Annotated in this window: 16 protein-coding genes; 13 read left to right on the top strand and 3 right to left on the bottom strand. The window is 36.7% G+C overall.

Annotated elements, in window-relative coordinates:
* Window positions 1-3: 3 nt before the first annotated feature.
* Entirely contained in the window at window positions 4-1,320 is a 1,317-nt protein-coding gene (locus QWT87_RS10040) for an HlyD family secretion protein (protein WP_302715908.1), read from the top strand.
* Window positions 1,301-2,869, top strand: a complete 1,569-nt coding sequence (locus QWT87_RS10035) for a TolC family protein (protein ID WP_302715907.1) — start codon at window positions 1,301-1,303, stop codon at window positions 2,867-2,869. The genes QWT87_RS10040 and QWT87_RS10035 overlap by 20 nt, the downstream gene beginning before the upstream one ends.
* A gap of 302 nt (window positions 2,870-3,171) precedes the next feature.
* Here the strand turns inward: QWT87_RS10035 and QWT87_RS10030 are convergent, their stop codons facing one another.
* Window positions 3,172-3,558 (bottom strand): DUF423 domain-containing protein, encoded by a 387-nt coding sequence (locus tag QWT87_RS10030; RefSeq protein ID WP_288460199.1) that lies wholly within the window; start codon window positions 3,556-3,558, stop codon window positions 3,172-3,174.
* 151 nt (window positions 3,559-3,709) lie between these two features.
* Window positions 3,710-5,038 (bottom strand): hydroxymethylglutaryl-CoA reductase, degradative, encoded by a 1,329-nt coding sequence (locus QWT87_RS10025; protein WP_108408964.1) that lies wholly within the window; start codon window positions 5,036-5,038, stop codon window positions 3,710-3,712.
* Window positions 5,039-5,349: 311 nt separating this feature from the next.
* On the opposite strand from QWT87_RS10025, the gene QWT87_RS10020 reads away from it, so the two are divergent.
* From QWT87_RS10020 to recA, 10 genes are all read left to right on the top strand, one after another.
* Entirely contained in the window at window positions 5,350-6,609 is a 1,260-nt protein-coding gene (locus QWT87_RS10020; RefSeq protein WP_108408965.1) for a putative DNA modification/repair radical SAM protein, read from the top strand.
* A 112-nt stretch (window positions 6,610-6,721) separates the two neighbouring features.
* On the top strand, window positions 6,722-6,958 hold the full coding sequence (locus QWT87_RS10015; RefSeq protein WP_116097145.1) for a type II toxin-antitoxin system ParD family antitoxin: 237 nt from the start codon (window positions 6,722-6,724) through the stop codon (window positions 6,956-6,958).
* On the top strand, window positions 6,951-7,250 hold the full coding sequence (locus QWT87_RS10010; protein ID WP_185208276.1) for a type II toxin-antitoxin system RelE/ParE family toxin: 300 nt from the start codon (window positions 6,951-6,953) through the stop codon (window positions 7,248-7,250). Before QWT87_RS10015 ends, QWT87_RS10010 begins: the two co-directional genes overlap by 8 nt.
* 87 nt (window positions 7,251-7,337) lie before the next feature.
* Window positions 7,338-8,096: a TIGR03915 family putative DNA repair protein gene (locus tag QWT87_RS10005; RefSeq protein WP_185208274.1), complete on the top strand. Its 759-nt coding sequence runs from the start codon at window positions 7,338-7,340 to the stop codon at window positions 8,094-8,096.
* Between the two features lie 161 nt (window positions 8,097-8,257).
* Window positions 8,258-9,244, top strand: coding sequence for a 6-phosphofructokinase (gene pfkA, locus QWT87_RS10000; protein WP_087712206.1), 987 nt, complete (start codon window positions 8,258-8,260; stop codon window positions 9,242-9,244).
* Window positions 9,245-9,272: 28 nt separating this feature from the next.
* Window positions 9,273-10,283 (top strand): type I glyceraldehyde-3-phosphate dehydrogenase, encoded by a 1,011-nt coding sequence (gene gap / locus QWT87_RS09995; protein ID WP_108411166.1) that lies wholly within the window; start codon window positions 9,273-9,275, stop codon window positions 10,281-10,283.
* Between the two features lie 80 nt (window positions 10,284-10,363).
* Window positions 10,364-10,987 (top strand): hypothetical protein, encoded by a 624-nt coding sequence (locus tag QWT87_RS09990; RefSeq protein WP_302715904.1) that lies wholly within the window; start codon window positions 10,364-10,366, stop codon window positions 10,985-10,987.
* 317 nt (window positions 10,988-11,304) lie between these two features.
* Entirely contained in the window at window positions 11,305-12,081 is a 777-nt protein-coding gene (locus QWT87_RS09985; protein WP_302715903.1) for a response regulator transcription factor, read from the top strand.
* 104 nt (window positions 12,082-12,185) lie between these two features.
* On the top strand, window positions 12,186-13,382 hold the full coding sequence (locus QWT87_RS09980) for an oxygenase MpaB family protein (RefSeq protein WP_302715901.1): 1,197 nt from the start codon (window positions 12,186-12,188) through the stop codon (window positions 13,380-13,382).
* A 270-nt stretch (window positions 13,383-13,652) separates the two neighbouring features.
* Entirely contained in the window at window positions 13,653-14,654 is a 1,002-nt protein-coding gene (gene recA / locus QWT87_RS09975; protein ID WP_087712199.1) for a recombinase RecA, read from the top strand.
* A gap of 67 nt (window positions 14,655-14,721) precedes the next feature.
* Here recA and QWT87_RS09970 read toward each other — a convergent pair whose 3' ends face one another.
* Entirely contained in the window at window positions 14,722-17,619 is a 2,898-nt protein-coding gene (locus QWT87_RS09970) for a S9 family peptidase (protein WP_302715898.1), read from the bottom strand.
* 284 nt (window positions 17,620-17,903) lie between these two features.
* On the opposite strand from QWT87_RS09970, the gene htpG reads away from it, so the two are divergent.
* Window positions 17,904-19,796, top strand: a complete 1,893-nt coding sequence (gene htpG / locus QWT87_RS09965) for a molecular chaperone HtpG (protein ID WP_302715897.1) — start codon at window positions 17,904-17,906, stop codon at window positions 19,794-19,796.
* Window positions 19,797-19,887: the final 91 nt, after the last annotated feature.

Raw genomic sequence — 19,887 nt, 5'->3', positions numbered from 1 at the left:
GAGATGGAACTGCAGTCAGTCAATAAAATATACCACATCCACAAAAAATCAAGGGTTAAAAGATGGTTTCTTTTCATCCTGATTGGCGGAATTATCACTCTGTTTTTACCGTGGACACAAAATATTAAGGTAATGGGAAATGTGAGTACCCTTTATCAGGAACAGCGACCACAACAACTAAATTCGCCGATTCCCGGAAGAATTATCAAATGGTACGTGAAAAACGGAGATTATGTAAAAAAAGGCGATACTTTGCTTCAACTTTCAGAAGTAAAAGAAGATTATCTGGATCCGCTTTTGGTGAAAAGAACCGAAATGCAGGTAGAAGCCAAAAAAGGCGTTAGAGACTATTACGAAGCCAAAGTAGGAACCACCAATAGTCAGTTGCAGGCTTTAAATTCCGCCAGAGATTTAAAATTGAGTCAGCTTAAAGTAAAAATCAGCCAGCTCAATAATAAATTAGCCGGAGAAGAAGCAGAACTGGAAGCAGCAAAAAACGAGCTGAGAATGAGTTCCGACCAATACGAAAGACAGAAGAAAATGTACGATGAAGGTTTGGTTTCGCTCACCCAATTCCAGCAGAGAAGTGTTTCTTATCAGAATGCTTTAGCCAAAAAAACGGCAACCGAAAATAAACTGGCGCAAACACGACAGGAAATCGTGAATGTAAACATCGAACAGAATGCTACCATTCAGGATTACAATGAAAAGTTTAGCAAAACGGAAGGCGATCGTTTCCAGAGTATGGGACAGATCGAGGGAAGTGACGGCGATATTGCCAAACTCGAAAATCAGGTTGCCAATTACAAAGCTAGACAGGGTTTGTATTTCGTGATCGCTTCTCAGGACGGACAGGTTGTACAGATTAACAAAGCGGGAATCGGGGAAATTCTCAAAGATGGTGAAAGCATCGGAATCATTGTTCCGGAAAAAGTAGATTACGCCGTAGAAATTTACATTAAACCTGTCGATTTGCCTCTGGTAAAAGAAGGACAACGTGTAATGTGTATTTTCGATGGTTTTCCGGCGATTGTCTTTTCCGGTTGGCCGAATTCCAGCTATGGAACCTTTGCAGGAAAAGTAATTGCGGTAGAAAACAACATCAGCGCAAACGGAATGTTCAAAGCCTTGGTGATTCAGGATAAAAATGAAAAACAATGGCCTCCGAAAATTAAAATGGGAACCGGAGTTCAGGGAATTGCGATTCTTAATGACGTTCCGATCTGGTACGAACTGTGGCGAAACATCAACGGTTTCCCGCCGGATTATTATGAAGTAAAAACCGAAAAATCTGCAAAAGATGAAAAGTCTAAAAAATAATCTGACTTATCGTTACAGGCAATATTCAGAAATCAATAATAGTAAAGGAAGTTTATCCTTCGATAAGCTCAGGATGACATTTCTGATACTAACTGATTCTTTTAAACGCTGTCAGGCTGAGCTTGTCGAAGCCTTTATTGATCACAGTAAATTAAAAAATAAATTTTCAGCGCTTCTCATTCTGTTGTGCGTTCAGTTTTCTTTTGCGCAGGATTCTCTGAAACTTTCGCATCAGGAATTTCTGAATATTGTAAAAAATTATCATCCGTTAGCTTTTAAATATCAGCTTCAGAATAAAATTGCCAATGCGGAAATTACCAAGGCGAGAGGAAATTTTGATCCGGTACTTGCAGGAAAACTGGGGGAGAAAAATATTGACGGAACAAAATATTACGAACAGCGAAATGTAGAACTCGGCATTCCGACGTGGTACGGAATTGATATTACCGGAAGTTACAATTATCTGGATGGCGAAAAACTCAACAGCAGCGAAACAAAAGGAGGTTTATACCAATTCGGAGTTACGATTCCTTTGGCAAAAAATCTTCTGTATGATAAAAGAAGAGCAATGCTGGATCAGGCAAAATTCGGATTAAAAATGACAGAAGCAGAACAGACCGTTCTCACCAATGAACTTCTTCTGGATGCCGAAAATACGTACTGGGAATGGGTGAAAAATTATGAGATCTACAAATTGCAGAAATCTGCGGTAGAAATTAATCGAAAAAGACTCGAACTTACCAAAAAGACGTACGATTTTGGAGAAAGACCGGCAATTGATACAGTGGAAGCCTCTTCGCAATTGCAGAGTTTTGAACTTCAGGAAAGAGATGCTTATTTAAGTTTTGTGAAAAGTACGCAGGAACTTCAGATGTATCTCTGGAAAGAAAATCAGGAGTTTTATGAAATTTCAAAGCTTATTTTTCCGTCTTCAGGTCTTGATGAGCATTCCGGATACACCGATTATGAATTTCTGGTGCAGAATTTAGAATCGAAACAGCTTCAGAATCACGCTTCACTGGAATATTATTTTCAGAAGCAGAATATCCTGGAAAGTGAAAAAAGGCTGAAATGGCAAAGTTTTCTTCCGAAACTGGATTTTACGTATAATTTTTTCAATAAAGAAAATTACCGTGCCGATTTTCTGCCTTTGTTTGATAATAATTTTCAGTACGGACTGAAACTGGAGATTCCCATATTTCAGAGACAGGCAAGAGCAGATTATGAAATTGCCAAACTGAAGATTTCTCAAAACCAGCAGGATTCTCAGCTTAAAACCCGTGAACTGAGCACAAAAATTGAAACCTATAAAAATGAAGTGAATAATTATTTCAGCCAAATTGATATTTCCACCAAGAATCTGAATAATTACCAAAGACTTCTGAACGCGGAAGAAACGAGGTTCAGCAATGGGGAAAGTTCATTATTTTTAATCAACTCCAGAGAAAATAAATTATTGGATGCACGGGAAAAAAATATTGAGCTGAAAGCCAAATTTCTGAAAAGCTACAATAAGCTGAAATGGCTGAACGAAAATTTTTTGAGGTAATAAAAAAGGAATTCTGCGGTCAGAATTCCTTTTTTAATTTATTTTAAGATAAAATGATTTTTATGTTTTTGATTGATTGCGTTTATTAATTTGCCACAAAGGAATACAAAGAAATTTCATTTTTTGGAATTATTTTAAGAAAAACAAAGGCACTTCGTTTAGTAATGAAATACAAAGTTTTGTATTTCTTTGATAAGTTTTACGCCTTCGTTTAACTTAAATATCTGAAAAATGAAGAATTAAACCCCTTGTCTAACCTTGCGATTCATTAAATTTTATCTAAAACTGAAGTTTCTTTATTTTTAAGCTTTCATCTTCACGAAGTAAAAGATCAGCAGCGTCCAGCTCAGGATCATCAATAATCCTCCAAGCGGAGTAATCGGTCCGAGAAATTTCAGATTCATCCCGAAATAATCCTGCATACTCAATCCGTAAATACTGAATGAGAAAAGCATCGTTCCGAAAATCATAAACCACGAAATCCAGTTTTCTGTTTTGGTTTCAAATTTTAAAATGTAACCTGCAATTAAAAGAAAGAATGCAGCATACATTTGATATCTCACTCCCGTTTCAAAACTTTCCAGTCTTTCCACAGACAATATTTTCTTTAAAGCGTGCGCTCCGAAAGCTCCCAGAATAACGGAAAGCATCCCGTAAACAGCACCGAAAATTAATGTTATTGTTTTCATTTATAATTTAAAATCTTGAATATTAATGATACGAGTCCGATTCCGATAAAAATCCATGCGAACTTTTTATTCTGAGCGAACCCCGGATTTTTGGTCAGTTTCAGAAAAATTCCAAAACCCAACATAAAAGCAGCTACAATAATTCCAAACATTATTGTCCTCTCATTCGGTTAAACTCATTGATCACTTCGTGATGACTCACCGTTTTATCTTTGAAATACGTCACAAAATGTTGTTTTTCTTCTTCTGTTGCGCCCAATTGGTTCAAAATATTCAGCAAATGCATTTTCATATGCCCTTTCTGAATTCCAGTCGTCACCAAAGATCGTAACGCTCCAAAATTCTGAGCCAGTCCGGAAACCGCCAAAATACTCATCAGTTCCTGAGCAGAAGGTTTTCCAAGAAGTGCCAAAGAGAATTTTACCAAAGGATGAAGATTCGTTAAACCACCAACAACCCCTACAGAAATCGGAAGATCAATCCAGAATCTGAAAATTCCGTTGTCTGTTGTACAGTGCGTAAGAGAAGAATATCTTCCGTTTCTCGCTGCGTATGCGTGAGCACAGGCTTCTGTTGCACGGAAATCATTTCCTGTTGCAATTACAACCGCATCTACTCCATTCATAATTCCTTTATTGTGAGTGGTCGCACGGAAAGGCTCAATTTCAGCAATCGTTACCGCCTGTTTGAATTTCCATGCAAATTCTTCGTTGGAAATTCCACTGTCGTCTTTCAGATCTTCGATTTTACAGGAAACTTCAGCTCTTACGATACAATCCGGAGTAAAATTGGACAGAATATTCATCACGATCTGTAAAGAATTCTTTTCTTCCTGAGAAAAATCCTCGCTTGTAGCCACTTCCTGCTTCAATGTTTTTCCGAACTGTTCCAGACAGGAATTAATAAAGTTGGCTCCCATCGAATCTACGGTGTCGAAACTTGCTTTCAACTGATAATAATTCGCCATTTCGGATGTTTTATCGACCAGTTTGATGTCTAAAATTCCGCCGCCGCGTTTTCTCATATTCGCAGTGATATCTTCCGTCGCTTCCAGTAATTTTTTCTTCAGTTTGAAGTTGAAAAAATGAAGCAGTTTATGAGATTCAACATTAAAAATAAAGTGGGTGTGTCCCAGTTTTTCGTTGTTGATGATCGTTGTTTTAAAACCGCCTTTATCAATCCAGAATTTTGCTGCCTTGGAAGCTGCCGCTACTACAGAACTTTCTTCCACTGCCATCGGAAGCGCAAACAGTTTTCCGTCGATGAGGAAATTCGGAGCAATTCCGTAAGGCATATAGAAATTGGAAATGGTGTTTTCAGAAAATTCGTCGTGAAGCTTCTGCAAATCAGCATTTTCGTTCCAGTATTGGTTTAATATATTTTGATATTCTTCGTTTCCTTCAAGATACTCGTTTACGAGCCAGTCGATTTTCCCCTGTTTTGTTAATTTGGAAAAACCTTCAACGGGTTTATGATTCATAACATAAATTTAATGAGCGTAAATATACTAAATTTGTCACTTTAAACTGTTGATAACTTCTATCAAAAAAGATTGACATTTATCAATTTTGGAATTAAATTTGAACGGAAAATATAAAATTTTAAATTTAATTAAAATTGATTTTTTAACCCATAAGTTATATTAGAATTAAATAATTCAAAAAATAAGAACACTTTAGTTTTTAAAATCTTTGATTTTCTTTCTTATGAAATCTAAATATTTTCAAAGTATTTTGTTAGAAGCTGATGTGACTTATGTGTTAATAAAAAAATGGTAAAAAAAGAATAAAAATGAATTTTGACCGCCTGAAAGAAAAACTTGAAATCCTTGCCGATGCAGCGAAATATGATGTTTCCTGCTCATCAAGCGGTGGCTCGAGAAAGAACAAAAAAGGGGCTTTGGGAGACAGTTCCGCAAGCGGAATCTGCCATACCTATACGGAAGACGGACGTTGTGTTTCTCTTCTCAAAATTCTATTGACCAATCATTGTATTTACGATTGCGCTTACTGTGTTTCCAGAAGTTCAAATGATATTAAAAGAGCTGCTTTTACTGTGGAGGAAGTGGTAGATTTAACGATCAATTTTTACCGCAGAAATTATATTGAAGGGTTGTTCTTAAGCTCAGGAATCTTTAAAAACGCAGATACGACTATGGAACGTCTGGTTCGTGTGGCGAAAAAACTGCGTCTTGAAGAAAACTTTAATGGTTATATTCATTTAAAATCGATTCCGGGAGCAAGTGATGAACTGATGCAGGAAGCGGCTTTGTACGCCGACCGTTTATCTGTAAATCTTGAAATCCCAACCGAAAGCGGACTGAAATTGCTGGCTCCTGAAAAAAACAGGCAGGATATGCTTAATCCGATGAAATATATCCAGAACGGGATTGCACAATATAAAGATGAGAAAAAACTGTTCAGGAAAACACCCAAATTTGCTCCTGCAGGACAATCTACGCAAATGATTGTAGGTGCTACGAATGAAAATGATTTACAGATCATTAAAGTTGCCGATCATTTTTATAAAAATTTCAGTCTGAAAAGAGTGTATTATTCCGGATATGTTCCGGTTTTAGAAGATAAAAGATTACCTGCGCTTACGACTGAAGTTCCGATGCTTCGTGAAAACCGTTTGTATCAGTCGGATTGGCTGATGCGTTTTTATGGTTTTAAAGCTGAAGAAATACTGGATCCGAATATGCCGTTTTTAGATCTTGAAGTCGATCCTAAATTAAGCTGGGCTTTGCGACATTTAGATCAGTTCCCTGTTAATCTTCAAACTGCGGATTATCAGATGATTTTGAGAATTCCGGGAATTGGAGTAAAAACAGCACAGAAAATTGTAAGCGCAAGACGTTTTCAGGTTCTGAATATGGATCATCTTAAAAAGTTGGGAGCTGCAGTGAACCGCGCTAAATATTTCATTGATTTTAACGCAGGAAACGCATTTTTAAAATATCTGACGAATCAAAATCTTAAGAAATTACTGATTGGCGGAAGTTCTTCGAAATTTCATAATCAGTTTTCGCAACAGCTGACGTTGTTTTAAATTCAATCCTTTGATCTTATCATAAATTCCACATTGAGCGGAGAAAATAATTTCTAATATCCATATTTGCTAAATTTGGATATAATTTATAACTTCGAAGAAAGAATTTATTATGAATGTCAGTTTCACGAAAAAGCAGGAAGAATATATTTCAAAGCAAATAGAATCCGGTGATTTTCAGAATGCCAGTGAAGTTGTGCGTGATGCATTGCGGCTTCATGAAGTTTATAGGCACCGTGTGATTCAGGATTTAAAAGCTGAAATAGAAAAAGGCTGGAATGATGTTGAAAGCTCTCGTTCTGTAAAGGATATTATTCAGGCTAAAAAGAACAGAATCAGCAATGTCTGAGAAAACCTATATTTTATCGGAAATTACAGATAAAGATCTGGAAGATATTTTTGATTATACTTTGAATGAATTTGGATTTAATCAAGCAGAAACATATCTTTTGGAAATTGAAGAAATTTTTCAAAATTTATTTTTAAATCCACATTTAGGCAAAAAGCGAGATGAAATAAAAAAAGGTTTATATAGCTTTCCAAAAGACAATCACGTTATTTTTTACAGGATTTTAGATCATCATATCAGAATTGTGAGAGTTTTGCACGGAAGCAGAGATATTCCGAAATTTTTCCTGTAGCAAAATATTATAAATACTAAAATAACATCAACATAATAACACAAGATTACAAACTCTAAAACACTAAAACACTCCCTTCCAACTCAGATGACTACCCTACTCTACGACGGCAGTTTCGACGGGCTTTTAACCGCTGTATTCGAAGTTTTTGAATATAAATATAAGGACGTGGAAATTGTAAGTAAAGAAAGGTTTCATCAGGAAAATATCTTTGCGGAAATTCATGAGGTTATTACTCAAAATGATAAATCTGAAAGGGTTTTAAACAAATTAGAAAAAAACATTGGAAAAGCCGGAATTCACGAACTTCTGAAAGTTTATTTATCTGAAGATCCGGAATTGGAACAGCTTATTTTGTCTGCCGTAAAGCAATCCGTAAAACATCCCGATGAAAATATACTGAAAAATTATGCCGATAATGACATTCTGAAGATTTCTAAAATCTGTAAATCCGTCAGTCGGGAAAGACACAGAATGACGGCTTTTGTACGATTCGAAAAAATGCAGGACGGTGTTTTTTTCGCCAAAATAGATCCGGATTTCAATGTACTGCCTTTAATCCGGAAACATTTTAAAGACCGTTATCAGGATCAGAAATGGATGATTTATGATTTGAGAAGAAATTACGGAATTCTATACGATCTTGAAACCTGCGACTTTTTTTATCCCGATGAAAAAATAGATCTGAACCGTTATCAGCAGAAGTTTCACGATGAAGAAAAAAATTACCAGACGCTTTGGCAAAGGTATTTCACGAAAACCAATATCGTGGAGAGAAAAAATATGAGGCTTCATATTCAGCACGTTCCGAGGAGATATTGGAAATATCTTACCGAAAAGCATTAAATTAATTTTCATCTCGATAATTTTCATTCAAAAACATTGATATTTTTTTGTAAACCGATAAATTTTATTCAGGTTTAATCATTTATATGCAAAACTCTTCTTAAGTTACTACGATTATCTGAACTTGTTTTTGTAAATTTGTGTTCGAAATTTTTTACTAGATGAAAGAGAGTGCTGTAAAAAAAATTGCAGTTCTTACTTCAGGAGGAGATTCTCCGGGTATGAATGCAGCATTAAGGGCGGTAGTAAGAACCGCAAATTATTATAAAATAGAATGTTACGGAGTAAGAGAAGGTTATAATGGCTTAATCCACGATGATTTCCTTAAAATGGGGCCTCGTTCCGTAAAAAATATAATCAACCAGGGCGGAACGATTCTGAAATCTGCCAGATCACAGGAATTTAGAACCAAAGAAGGTCGTCAAAAAGCCTACGACAATTGTGTAAAATATGGCATTGACGGTTTGGTTTGTATTGGTGGAGACGGAACTTTCACAGGAGCAAAAATCTTCAACGAAGAATTCGGCATCCGTGTAATTGGCGTTCCGGGAACGATTGATAATGATATTTTCGGGACGGACAACACCATTGGTTATGACACGGCTTTGAATACTGCAATGGAAGCGATTGATAAAATCCGTGATACGGCAACTTCCCACAACAGAGTTTTCTTTGTAGAAGTAATGGGTCGTGATGCAGGTTTTATCGCTTTGAACAGTGGACTGGCAACCGGTGCTCTGGATATTTTGATTCCCGAGAAAAAAGACAGCATCGATGAACTTTTTGCCAATTTCAGAAGTGCGGAAAAAACAGGAAAAGCATCAAGCATAGTTGTTGTAGCCGAAGGTGAGAAATTAGCCAACGTGTATGAACTTGCAGAAAAAACAAAGAAGGAATTCCCGGACTACGATATTCGTGTCGCAATTTTAGGTCACATGCAAAGAGGTGGTTCTCCAAGTTGCGCAGACAGAGTGTTAGCAAGCAGACTGGGCTTTGGAGCCGTAACAGGATTAATGGAAGGACAAACCAACGTAATGGCAGGAATGCGTTCCAATGATTTGGTATACACTCCGATTGAAGAAGCCATTAAAAAACACAACGAAATTAATAAAGATCTTTTACTGATTTCAGAAATTTTAGCAATCTAATATTTAATATAATTTAAAACAAACTATTATGTCAACAATTAAAGTAGGTATCAACGGGTTTGGTAGAATTGGACGTCTTGTTTTCAGAGCAATGACTGAAAGAGATAACATCGAAGTAGTAGGAATCAACGACCTTATCGATGCTACATACATGGCTTATATGCTTAAATATGATTCTGTACACGGAATTTTTCCGGGTGAGGTTTCTGTAGAAGGTAATGACCTTGTGGTAAACGGAAAAAGAATCAGAGTAACTGCTGAGAAAGATCCAAGCAATTTGAAATGGAACGAAGTAGGTGCAGATTACGTTGTAGAATCTACAGGTTTATTTTTAGATAAAGACAGTGCTGCAAAACATATTGCTGCAGGTGCAAAAAAAGTAATTCTTTCTGCTCCTTCTAAAGATGATACGCCAATGTTTGTAATGGGTGTAAACCACACAGAACTTACAGACGATATCAAAATCTTATCAAACGCTTCTTGTACAACCAACTGTCTGGCTCCATTAGCAAAAGTGATCCACGATAACTTCGGAATCGTAGAAGGTTTAATGACTACGGTACACGCTACAACGGCTACTCAGAAAACTGTTGACGGTCCTTCAATGAAAGACTGGAGAGGTGGTAGAGCTGCTTTAAACAACATCATCCCTTCTTCTACAGGTGCTGCAAAAGCGGTAGGAAAAGTAATCCCTTCTTTGAACGGAAAATTAACAGGGATGTCTTTCAGAGTACCAACTGTTGACGTTTCTGTAGTTGACCTTACTGTAAGATTAGAAAAAGCTACTTCTTACGATGAGATCTGTGCTGCTATTAAAGCTGCTTCTGAAGGTGAATTGAAAGGTATTCTTGGATACACTGAAGATGCTGTAGTTTCTCAGGATTTCGTAGGAGATAAGAGAACTTCAATCTTCGATAAAGATGCAGGAATTATGCTTTCTCCAAACTTCGTAAAACTTGTTTCTTGGTATGACAACGAAATGGGGTATTCTAACAAGTTAGTAGATATGCTGATCCACGCTGCTTCTTTATCTAACTAATAAAGTATCAGCTTAAAATATGAAAACCTTCCGGATCGGAAGGTTTTTTTGGTTAAATTAACCGCTTAAAATTAGTAAATATGCTAGATGAACTTATTGAAAGATATTCTAAATATTCCGATTCTGAGCTTATGAATGTCTATAAAAATAAAAGCGGATATACCGAAGATGCGAGGAAAGCGCTTGAAATAGTTATAGAAAATAAAGGCGGCTTCAATACTCTGAAAGAAAGATATAATGAACTCATAAAAAAAGAAGAAGAAAAGAGAAGACTTCATCGTAAAGCCAACCAGCTCTATAAAAAAGGAAATACTAAAAATGATATTAATTCAATTATACATTCTGAAATACTGTCCACAGAAGAAATTCAGGAAATTACAGACCTTGTGAGCAGCAGAATAGAAGCTGAGAAAAAAGACGTAGAAATAAAAACAAGTACATACATCGGAAGTATTCTCGGAGGAATTCTTGGCGGAACTATTGGGGGAGTTTTATGGGGGTTACAACTTATCTATTCAGGGCATATATTTTATCTTTTCGCGGTCGGTTTGTTAATAATATCTTATGGATTTATTAAATTTTTTACCAAGCAAAGTAAAAATAACATTGTTGTTCTTATTCTTACGGTAATTTCGGTATTCTATGCTCTCATTCTGGGTTTCTATATTTATCAAATATTTGGCTATCGTGGACCGGAAAGCTAAACTCAATAAATTAATTTTTAAATAGTAAGCTTCTATAATAATGAATCCCCTGCAAAATTGCAGAGGATTCCAGTTTATCATTTTCAAACAGCTAACAGAAAATTCTAAACTATTTCTGACATATTAATGATATTATGTAAATTTTGTTTTTTTATAGAAAATATGAAAACATAATCCGAAAAAACGGAAAAATATTTAGAATGAGTTTTCATGATTATTGGCTTATACAAATTTTAAAATTTTATTGATGTAAAAAAATCCCCCTTTTGCGGTATTTTTAAGAAAACTTTAACTATTTTTAGTTATAAATCTTTTTTATGGATAATCTGGAGAAAAAACATCCTTTGGTAGAAGTTTGGAACTCTTATTCTGATGTAGAAAGAAAAGAAAAACACATTTCTAATATTCCTCCTGTTGAACGTATCATCGGAGAAATGTTTGCCATTGGAGAATTTTATTATTATGTGCTAAATCTCACCAACAGTACAATTTCCAATCATCATCCTGACATCCTGAAGATACATGGTTTGAAGGAATATCCACAGAATCTAAAAGATGTGATTGATCTCGTTCACCCCGATGATATAGAATTCATTATGAAAGCCGAACAGAAAGTGGTAGAAATATTGATGAAAACAGGGAAAGAACATCAGCTTTTTCTTAAATCCAGTTACTGCTTTAGAATGAAAACCGCTTCAGGAAATTACGAGCTTTTTCATCATCAGGCGGTACTTACGTGGGAAGATGAGGATAAAAATCTGGTTCAGTCTGTTAACATCCATACCAATATCCATCATATTACAAAACAGAATCCGCATACTGTACTGATTACAGGAATTGGTCACCGGAGCGATTTCATTCAGATTAAAATTGAAAATTCTTCTTCAAAAAAAGATCAGGAAATTAATTTAACCAAAAGAGAAACTGAAATTCTTTCGCTTATTGCCAAAGGATATTCCGGACCGGAAATTTCAAAAATGCTGATTTTATCAGAACATACTGTCCGTACTCACAGAAAGAATATCTTAGCCAAAACAAACTCCAGAAACAGCAAAGAACTGTTAACAAAAGCGTTCGAATGGGGATTGATATAATGCCAAAAGTGAATGATGAATGAAGAATTGTAAACTGTGAATTGAATTTTCCTGATAAATCTCACTCTGCAATTGCGGCGCAAAACTTGTACCTTTAGCCTTCGATGGAGAAAACAATTTTACAGCCACGCTTTAAAGATTCGCAGCATTTTAAAGATTTCTGGACAAAAGGCAACGGAAAGCAGCTTCTTGATTTTTCAGGAGCAGAGGTAAGTTTTAAAGATTTTGAAAAATTTTCATCTTATTTTTATGATGTGGATGAAGTCGGGGATCAGATTGTAAAAGATGTTTATCTCACTCAAAAATTTCATGAAGCTTCGAGAGAAATTGAAGGCTACATCCGAAATGGCGTTTCGGAAAATGATGATGTTCCGGAAAGCGTAAAACAGCTTTTCCTGCAGACTCAGAAAATTCCTGACTGGCTGGATTATGATCTGATTAAAAGCGGTGCAGAACTCTGCATGAGAAGCAATGTAGATTCTCTGATCTCTCTTCGCGATTACTGCCTGATCGGAGGTTATGATTATGCTTACCTCAACAAACCCCTTATTGCAACGGAAGCCTTAAAGAAAGGCGCTGTAAAAAGACTTTCTGAAACGCTTGATTTCTGGGTAAATGTTACCCGACATGATGCTTTGGAAGTTCATAAAAAAGGATATGAGTTTGCCATAAAAACCCGGCTGATTCATTCTTACGCAAGAGTTTCCATTAAAAAATATTATAAAGAATGGGACACGGAAAACTGGGGAGAACCCATTAATTCGTGGGATATGATGGCAACGTATATTGGTTTCAGTCTCGTTTTTATGCACAGTCTGCACAAACTGGGAAACACGTTCTCCGAAGAGGAAGAAAAAGGACTTTTCCACCTTTGGAAATACGTAGGTTATCTTCTGGGAATTCCGGAGGATCTTTTACCGAATGATAAAGTTCAGGCAACACAATATTTTTATCTGTGGACTTCGGTTCAGCCTTCTGCGGATGTAGATTCTGTTTTGCTGGCTCATTCTCTTCTGAATGAATCGCTGGAAAACCCGATCCTAAAATACAGTTTCCAGAGAAAAAATCTCCGTTACCTCCACATCTGCTGTACATGGTTTTTGCTGGATGATGAAGTGTGCAAAAGACTGAAAATTCCGGAAGTTTCGAACAGAAAGGCTTTTCCGGTGACGAAAAGAATGATTACCAAAATCGTTGACCGACTCGTAAACCGTGAAGCCAGAATAAAAAAAGGGAATAAAGATCAGATGAAAGTCTTGAGCGATTATCTCAGCATCACCCAAAATTCTAATTTCCATTAAAAATCTACTGCAAAGACTGCAATTTATTTGATGATTTCTACCCTAGCCGCGATTGCAGCGAAAATCCTTTTTTGAAAAAAAAGATTGCAGCGGAAAGCGCGAAAAAGCTCCTGATAAAGCATAAAACAGAAGTTTTAAAGATTCTATTTTTCTTTTTGATGTGCATCTTAATTTTATGTTTTTTTAACTATAAAAACAACTTTTAGTGGTAGGAAAGATTAGTTTTTGAGCGTAAATTTTTGTATTTTTGATAAATTATTTAAACATCAGATGAGTAACATAGACGATAAGAAAAAAGCACTGGCTTTGGTGCTGGACAAACTAGATAAAACATACGGAAAGGGAACGGTAATGACCTTGGGAGAAAATTCCGTAGACAGTACAATCGAGGTAATTCCTTCAGGATCTTTGGGATTGGACATCGCTCTTGGAGTGGGTGGTTATCCGAGAGGAAGAATCATTGAGATCTACGGTCCTGAATCTTCAGGTAAAACCACTTTAACGCTTCACGCAATTGCAGAAGCTCAGAAAGCAGGAGGTATTGCAGCGTTTATTGATGCAGAGCACGCTTTCGACAGAACTTACGCCGCGAAATTGGGAATCGATCTTGAAAACCTTATTATTTCTCAGCCGGACAACGGAGAACAGGCACTGGAAATTGCTGATAACCTAATCCGTTCGGGAGCAATTGATATTGTAGTAATTGACTCGGTTGCTGCGCTTACGCCAAAAGCAGAGATCGAAGGGGAAATGGGAGATTCTAAAATGGGTCTTCATGCGAGATTGATGTCTCAGGCTTTAAGAAAATTAACGGCAACCATTTCAAGAACAAAATGTACGGTTATTTTCATCAACCAGTTGAGAGAGAAGATCGGAGTAATGTTCGGAAATCCTGAAACAACAACGGGTGGTAATGCACTGAAATTCTATGCTTCGGTAAGAGTGGACATCAGAAAGGCAAGTGCGCCAATCAAGCAGGGAGATGAAGCGATCGGAAGCCGTGTGAAAGTGAAAATTGTTAAGAACAAAGTTGCTCCGCCTTTCAAACAGGCAGAATTCGACATCATGTACGGTGAAGGGGTTTCCAAAACAGGAGAAATTCTGGATCAGGCTGTAGAACAGGGAATTGTAAAGAAAAGCGGTTCATGGTTCAGCTACGAAGAAACGAAGCTTGGACAAGGTCGTGATGCAGTAAAAGATGTCTTAAAAGACAATCCTGAACTTGCAGAAGAACTGGAAAACAAAATTAAAGAGGAACTTAAGAATAAATAAGTTTTTTTGATAACGCGATAAAACGAATCGGCGGAGCTTTCAGCTCCGCCGATTCGTTGTTTATACATTAAGGCTTTTCATCGGTTAATTCAAATCCCCAGTCTTTTCCCTTTTGGGTTGCAGGAATCCCTTTCGTCATCCAGACCGGTGCTTTTGCATCTTTAAGATAATAATCGAAAAACTGCTGTTCTCGGATCTGAATATCTTTCCGGTTCTGGCGTTTTATAAGATTATGGTCGTCACCATTATAATTCAACAGCCAGACAGGTTTTCCTAAACGGCGCAATGCAGTAAACATCTCAATTCCCTGATACCACGGAACAGCGCCGTCTCTGTCGTTGCTCATAATCACCACCGGAGTTTTCACTTGATCGATGGTAAAAAGCGGTGAATTTTTAATATACAGTTCAGGAGCTTCCCAAAGATTTTTCCCTAATCTGCTTTGTGATTTTTCGTATTGAAACTGTCGGTTCATTCCTGAAGACCATCTTATTCCGCCGTATGCAGAAGTCATGTTCACGACAGGTGCACCACTCCATGCTGCAGCGTACATATCCGTATGCGCAATGAGATAGGCAACCTGATAACCGCCCCAGCTTTGTCCCTGAATTCCTATTTTTGAGCCATTCACCCATGAATTTTCCTTCAGTTTTTCAACACCGGAATTGATATATTCCATTGCAGATTCTCCCGGAAAACCATCGACATACGAAATATCAGGAGTGAAAACTAGATATCCGTTGCTTACAAAATAGGAGATATTTAATCTTGAAGGAGTCGGAGACGGTGCAACATAACGGTTCAGATTATCCGATAGTTTTTCGTAGAAATAAACAATCATCGGATATTTTTTGTTCGGATCGAAATTTTCAGGTTTATAGAGAACACCTGTTGACGAATTCCCTTTCGGAGTTTTCCAGTTAACCAATTCACTTGTTCCCCAATTGTAAAGACTTTGCTGAGGATTGGTGCTGCTTAGTTTTTCCTGATTTTTAAAATCGGAAGTGGTGAAAATATTCGGAGAATCGGTGTAGGATTCTTTTACTAAAATATAATCTTCTGCATTTTTTGCTTTCTGAAGACTGCGATATCCCCAAACATTTTCCATCTGAATTTTTACAGGATCAGAACCGGACTGAACGGTTGTTTTAAAAATCCCATTGGCTTTGGAGACATTATCAAACGCTGATAAATAAATAGAATTCTTCCGGTTTACACTTCTAATGTCTTTGTCTAAATCATACGTATCAAAAGTAATCTTGTTTTTGCGCCCGAATCCGTTGGTGATGTTTCTGGGCTTTTTAGAGCCGTCCGGAAAAAACTCCCAAAGATCGTATCGGTCTTTGATTATAACGGATTCATCATTATCCGTCCAAGATGCAATTCCGTATGCGTTAGGAAAATCCGGCATGTCGAACTCTTCATCTACAAAAGAAACGGACAAATCTTTATTGAGCGGTACTGTCTGTTTTGTTTTTACATTATAACTCAGCCATTGTCCTTTTTCTCTGTCGAAAATCACGACAAATTTTCCCAACGGAGAAACAGCAACTGAGCCATTCAGGTTTCTGATCATTTCTGTTCTTTCACCTGTTTTATTGTCGATAATAAAATACGTTTTCTTTGAAGAACCTTCCCATTGTGACGGAATGCGGTTGTTTACACTGGTAATTCCCAATACAAACTCTGCATTACCTTCATTCACCAGTCGCAAAGTATCAAGATCTTCTCCGTCGATATTGGTGAAAAGTTCAGGTTTGTCGGTCTGCATTACGGCAGCATAAGATTTTTTAAGATCATTTCTCAATTCTTTCAACTGAACCGTTTGTAAATAATCATCTTTATAATTCCAGATATCGACCACAGCATGATCGTTTGCAATCAATGTAGTGTCTTTTGCAACTGGTTTCGGAGCCACCCCGAAATACAACTGTTTTCCGTTTTTACTGAATATCGGTAAACGGTTTTCTGAAATTACCCAGTTTTTCTTCATTTGAGAATGATCGTTGGTTACCGTTTTATTTTTATTTCCTTTAAAATTAAAATAATACAATTGGTAAAGTTTCACCAAATCATTCTGTGCAGAAGAGGTTCCAACAAAAGCTAACTGATTTCCTTCTTCATCAAATGCAAGCTGTGAGAAATCTCCTTCCATTTCTGAGATTTTATTGACGTTTCCGGTTTTAAGATCAACAACCTGAACTGTCTGAAGCGTATATTTCTTAGGTTTGGATTTATCCGTATCTTTTTTAGCCAGAGATTTATCTTCTAATGAATCTTTTTTCTCTTCCTTCCCTTTTTTAGGTTTTTCTTCAGGCTTTTTAGTGACAAAAACAAGTTCCTTACCATTTTTACTAAATTGATAGCGAACAACATTGTCATACGTTGTACTTTTTCCGTCCAAAAGATTTCTGACAACCAACTGTAATGGTTTTGCCTTTGTATCATCATCTTTGTTTTCGTCGTCATCATCTTTATCTGAAGGACCGTCGGAAGATTTATCTTTCATATTTTCTAACAGATAAGCCACGAAAGAACCTCCCTTTTCCGGAATTTTAAATCCTTTTACATTAGGAATTTTCTCTATCGTTCCTTTAGAGAAATCAAAAACAGCGAGGGTATCTTTGGTAAGTTTATTCTGTTTTAATTTTTTATCTTTTACCGCTTTTATGTCTTTGTAAAAAGGACGGATCTGGAATACGGCAAATCTGGAATCGTTGGTAAATTCCATTTTTGTAGCTCTCGGAAATTTCTTTGTGTTTTTATTTTTCACCGAATGCAAATACAGATCGGGATTTCCTTCCTGCACATCTACTGAATATCCTACCCATTTTCCGTCATTGGATATTTTTCTGGCTCCGATATTCTGCCAATTATCGTAAACCGAATGATCCAACGGTTTTTTCTGCCCATAGACATACGAAGTCATGAGAAGCAGAAGCAAAACTGCACTTTTCAAATTCATTATTAAATATTTTAAGAACTAAAAATAAGGCTTTTCTCGGATAAATCTGCATTATAAAGGTATTTTCAGGATAAACTATTAACTACAAAATGAGAAGTCTCATTTAAAATTCGGGTATCTGATTGAAAAAGAAAATATCAGTCTTAAAAAATTGCTGATTTTTATTCTTTTGAGAAATTTTGATCTTCAACAATCCTTTTCTGAAAAAAAATGTCAAAATGTCACTTTCCTGGAAACGGTATTTTTTTTGAGAAAGTATAGAAAATTAAAAAACCAAAATTATTATGACTAAAGGAAATATTAATGTATCTGTGGAAAATATTTTCCCGCTTATTAAAAAATTTCTTTACAGTGACCACGAAATATTCTTAAGAGAGTTAATTTCCAACGCAACGGATGCTACGTTAAAGCTAAAACATTTAACAGGCATCGGTGAAGCAAAAGTGGAATACGGAAATCCGAAGATTGAAGTAAAAGTAGATAAAGAAAACAAAAAACTTCACATCATCGATCAGGGAATCGGGATGACGGGTGAAGAAGTTGAAAAATACATCAATCAGGTTGCTTTTTCGGGTGCTGAAGAGTTTCTGGAAAAATACAAAGACACGGCAAAAGATTCAGGAATTATCGGACATTTCGGACTTGGCTTTTACTCTGCCTTTATGGTTGCAGAAAAAGTAGAAATCCTTACCAAATCTTACAAAGATGAGCCTGCAGTTCGTTGGATCTGTGACGGAAGCCCTGAATTTACTTTAGAGGAAACTACGGATAAAACAGACAGAGGAACTGAAATTATTCTTCATATTGCAGAAGATTCTACAGAGTTTCTGGAAGAAGGAAAAATCCGTGAACTGCTGTTGAAGTATAACAAATTTATGCCTGTTCCCATTAAATTCGGAACAAAAACACATACGCTTCCATTACCGGAAGATGCTCCTGAAGATGCAGTTGCAGAAACGGAAGAAGTTGACAATATTATCAACAACCCGACTCCGGCATGGACGATTGCACCGAGCGAACTGACGAATGAAGATTATATGAAGTTCTACCACGAATTGTATCCGATGCAGTTTGAGGAGCCTTTGTTTAATATTCACCTGAATGTAGATTATCCGTTCAATTTAACGGGGATTTTATTCTTCCCGAAACTGAACAATAACTTAAATATCGAAAAAGATAAGATTCAATTGTATCAGAATCAGGTTTTTGTAACGGATGAAGTGAAAGGAATTGTACCGGATTTCTTAATGCTTCTTCGAGGTGTGATCGATTCTCCGGATATTCCACTGAACGTTTCCCGTTCTTATCTTCAGGCAGACGGAGCCGTAAAGAAAATATCTTCATACATCACAAAAAAAGTTGCCGACAAAATGGCATCTTTGATTAACGAAAACCGTGAAGATTACGAGAAAAAGTGGAACGACATTAAAGTCGTGATCGAATACGGAATCGTTACTGAAGAAAAATTTGCAGAAAAAGCTGATAAATTCACTCTTTATCCAACCACTGACGGAAAATATTTCCTTTGGAATGAACTGGAAGAAAAGATCAAGCCTACTCAGACCGATAAAGACGGAAAACTGGTCGTTCTTTATGCTTCCAACGCAGATGAACAGCATTCTTACATCCAGTCTGCAAAAGATAAAGGATACGAAGTTCTTCTTTTGGATTCTCCGATTATTCCTCACGTTATCCAAAAACTGGAAACATCCAAAGATAAAATTTCTTTTGCAAGAGTAGATGCAGATCATATCAACAATCTGATTAAAAAAGATGAGCCTGTTATTTCAAAATTAACAGAGACTGAAAAGGAATCTTTAAAGAAAAACGTTGAAGAGTCTATCAATGATACTAAATTTACCGTTCAGCTTGAAGATTTAGAAAGCAATGATGCGCCTTTCACCATTACCCAGCCGGAATTTATGAGAAGAATGAAAGATATGCAGGCAACCGGAGGCGGCGGAATGTTCGGAATGGGAGGATTCCCGGAAATGTATAATCTGGTGGTGAACTCCAACAGCGAACTTGCAGGTCAGATTTTAAAAACGGAAAATACAGAGGAAAAGTCAGATCTGATTAAATATGCTCTGGATCTTGCCAAACTTTCGCAGAATTTATTGAAAGGAAAAGAGCTTACCGACTTCATCCAGAGAAGTTATAAGCAACTGGAAAAGTAAATTGACTATTTTTATATGGAATCCGGCGGAGCTTTGCTCCGCCGGATTCTTTGTTTGGTTTGGGTTTCGGGGGGGGGGGCGCGGGCCACCC

The organism is Chryseobacterium urinae (assembly GCF_030518295.1).
Lineage (GTDB): Bacteria > Bacteroidota > Bacteroidia > Flavobacteriales > Weeksellaceae > Chryseobacterium > Chryseobacterium mucoviscidosis.
Note: the sequence above shows the minus strand (reverse complement) of the source record. Positions and strands in the feature narration are given on the sequence as shown.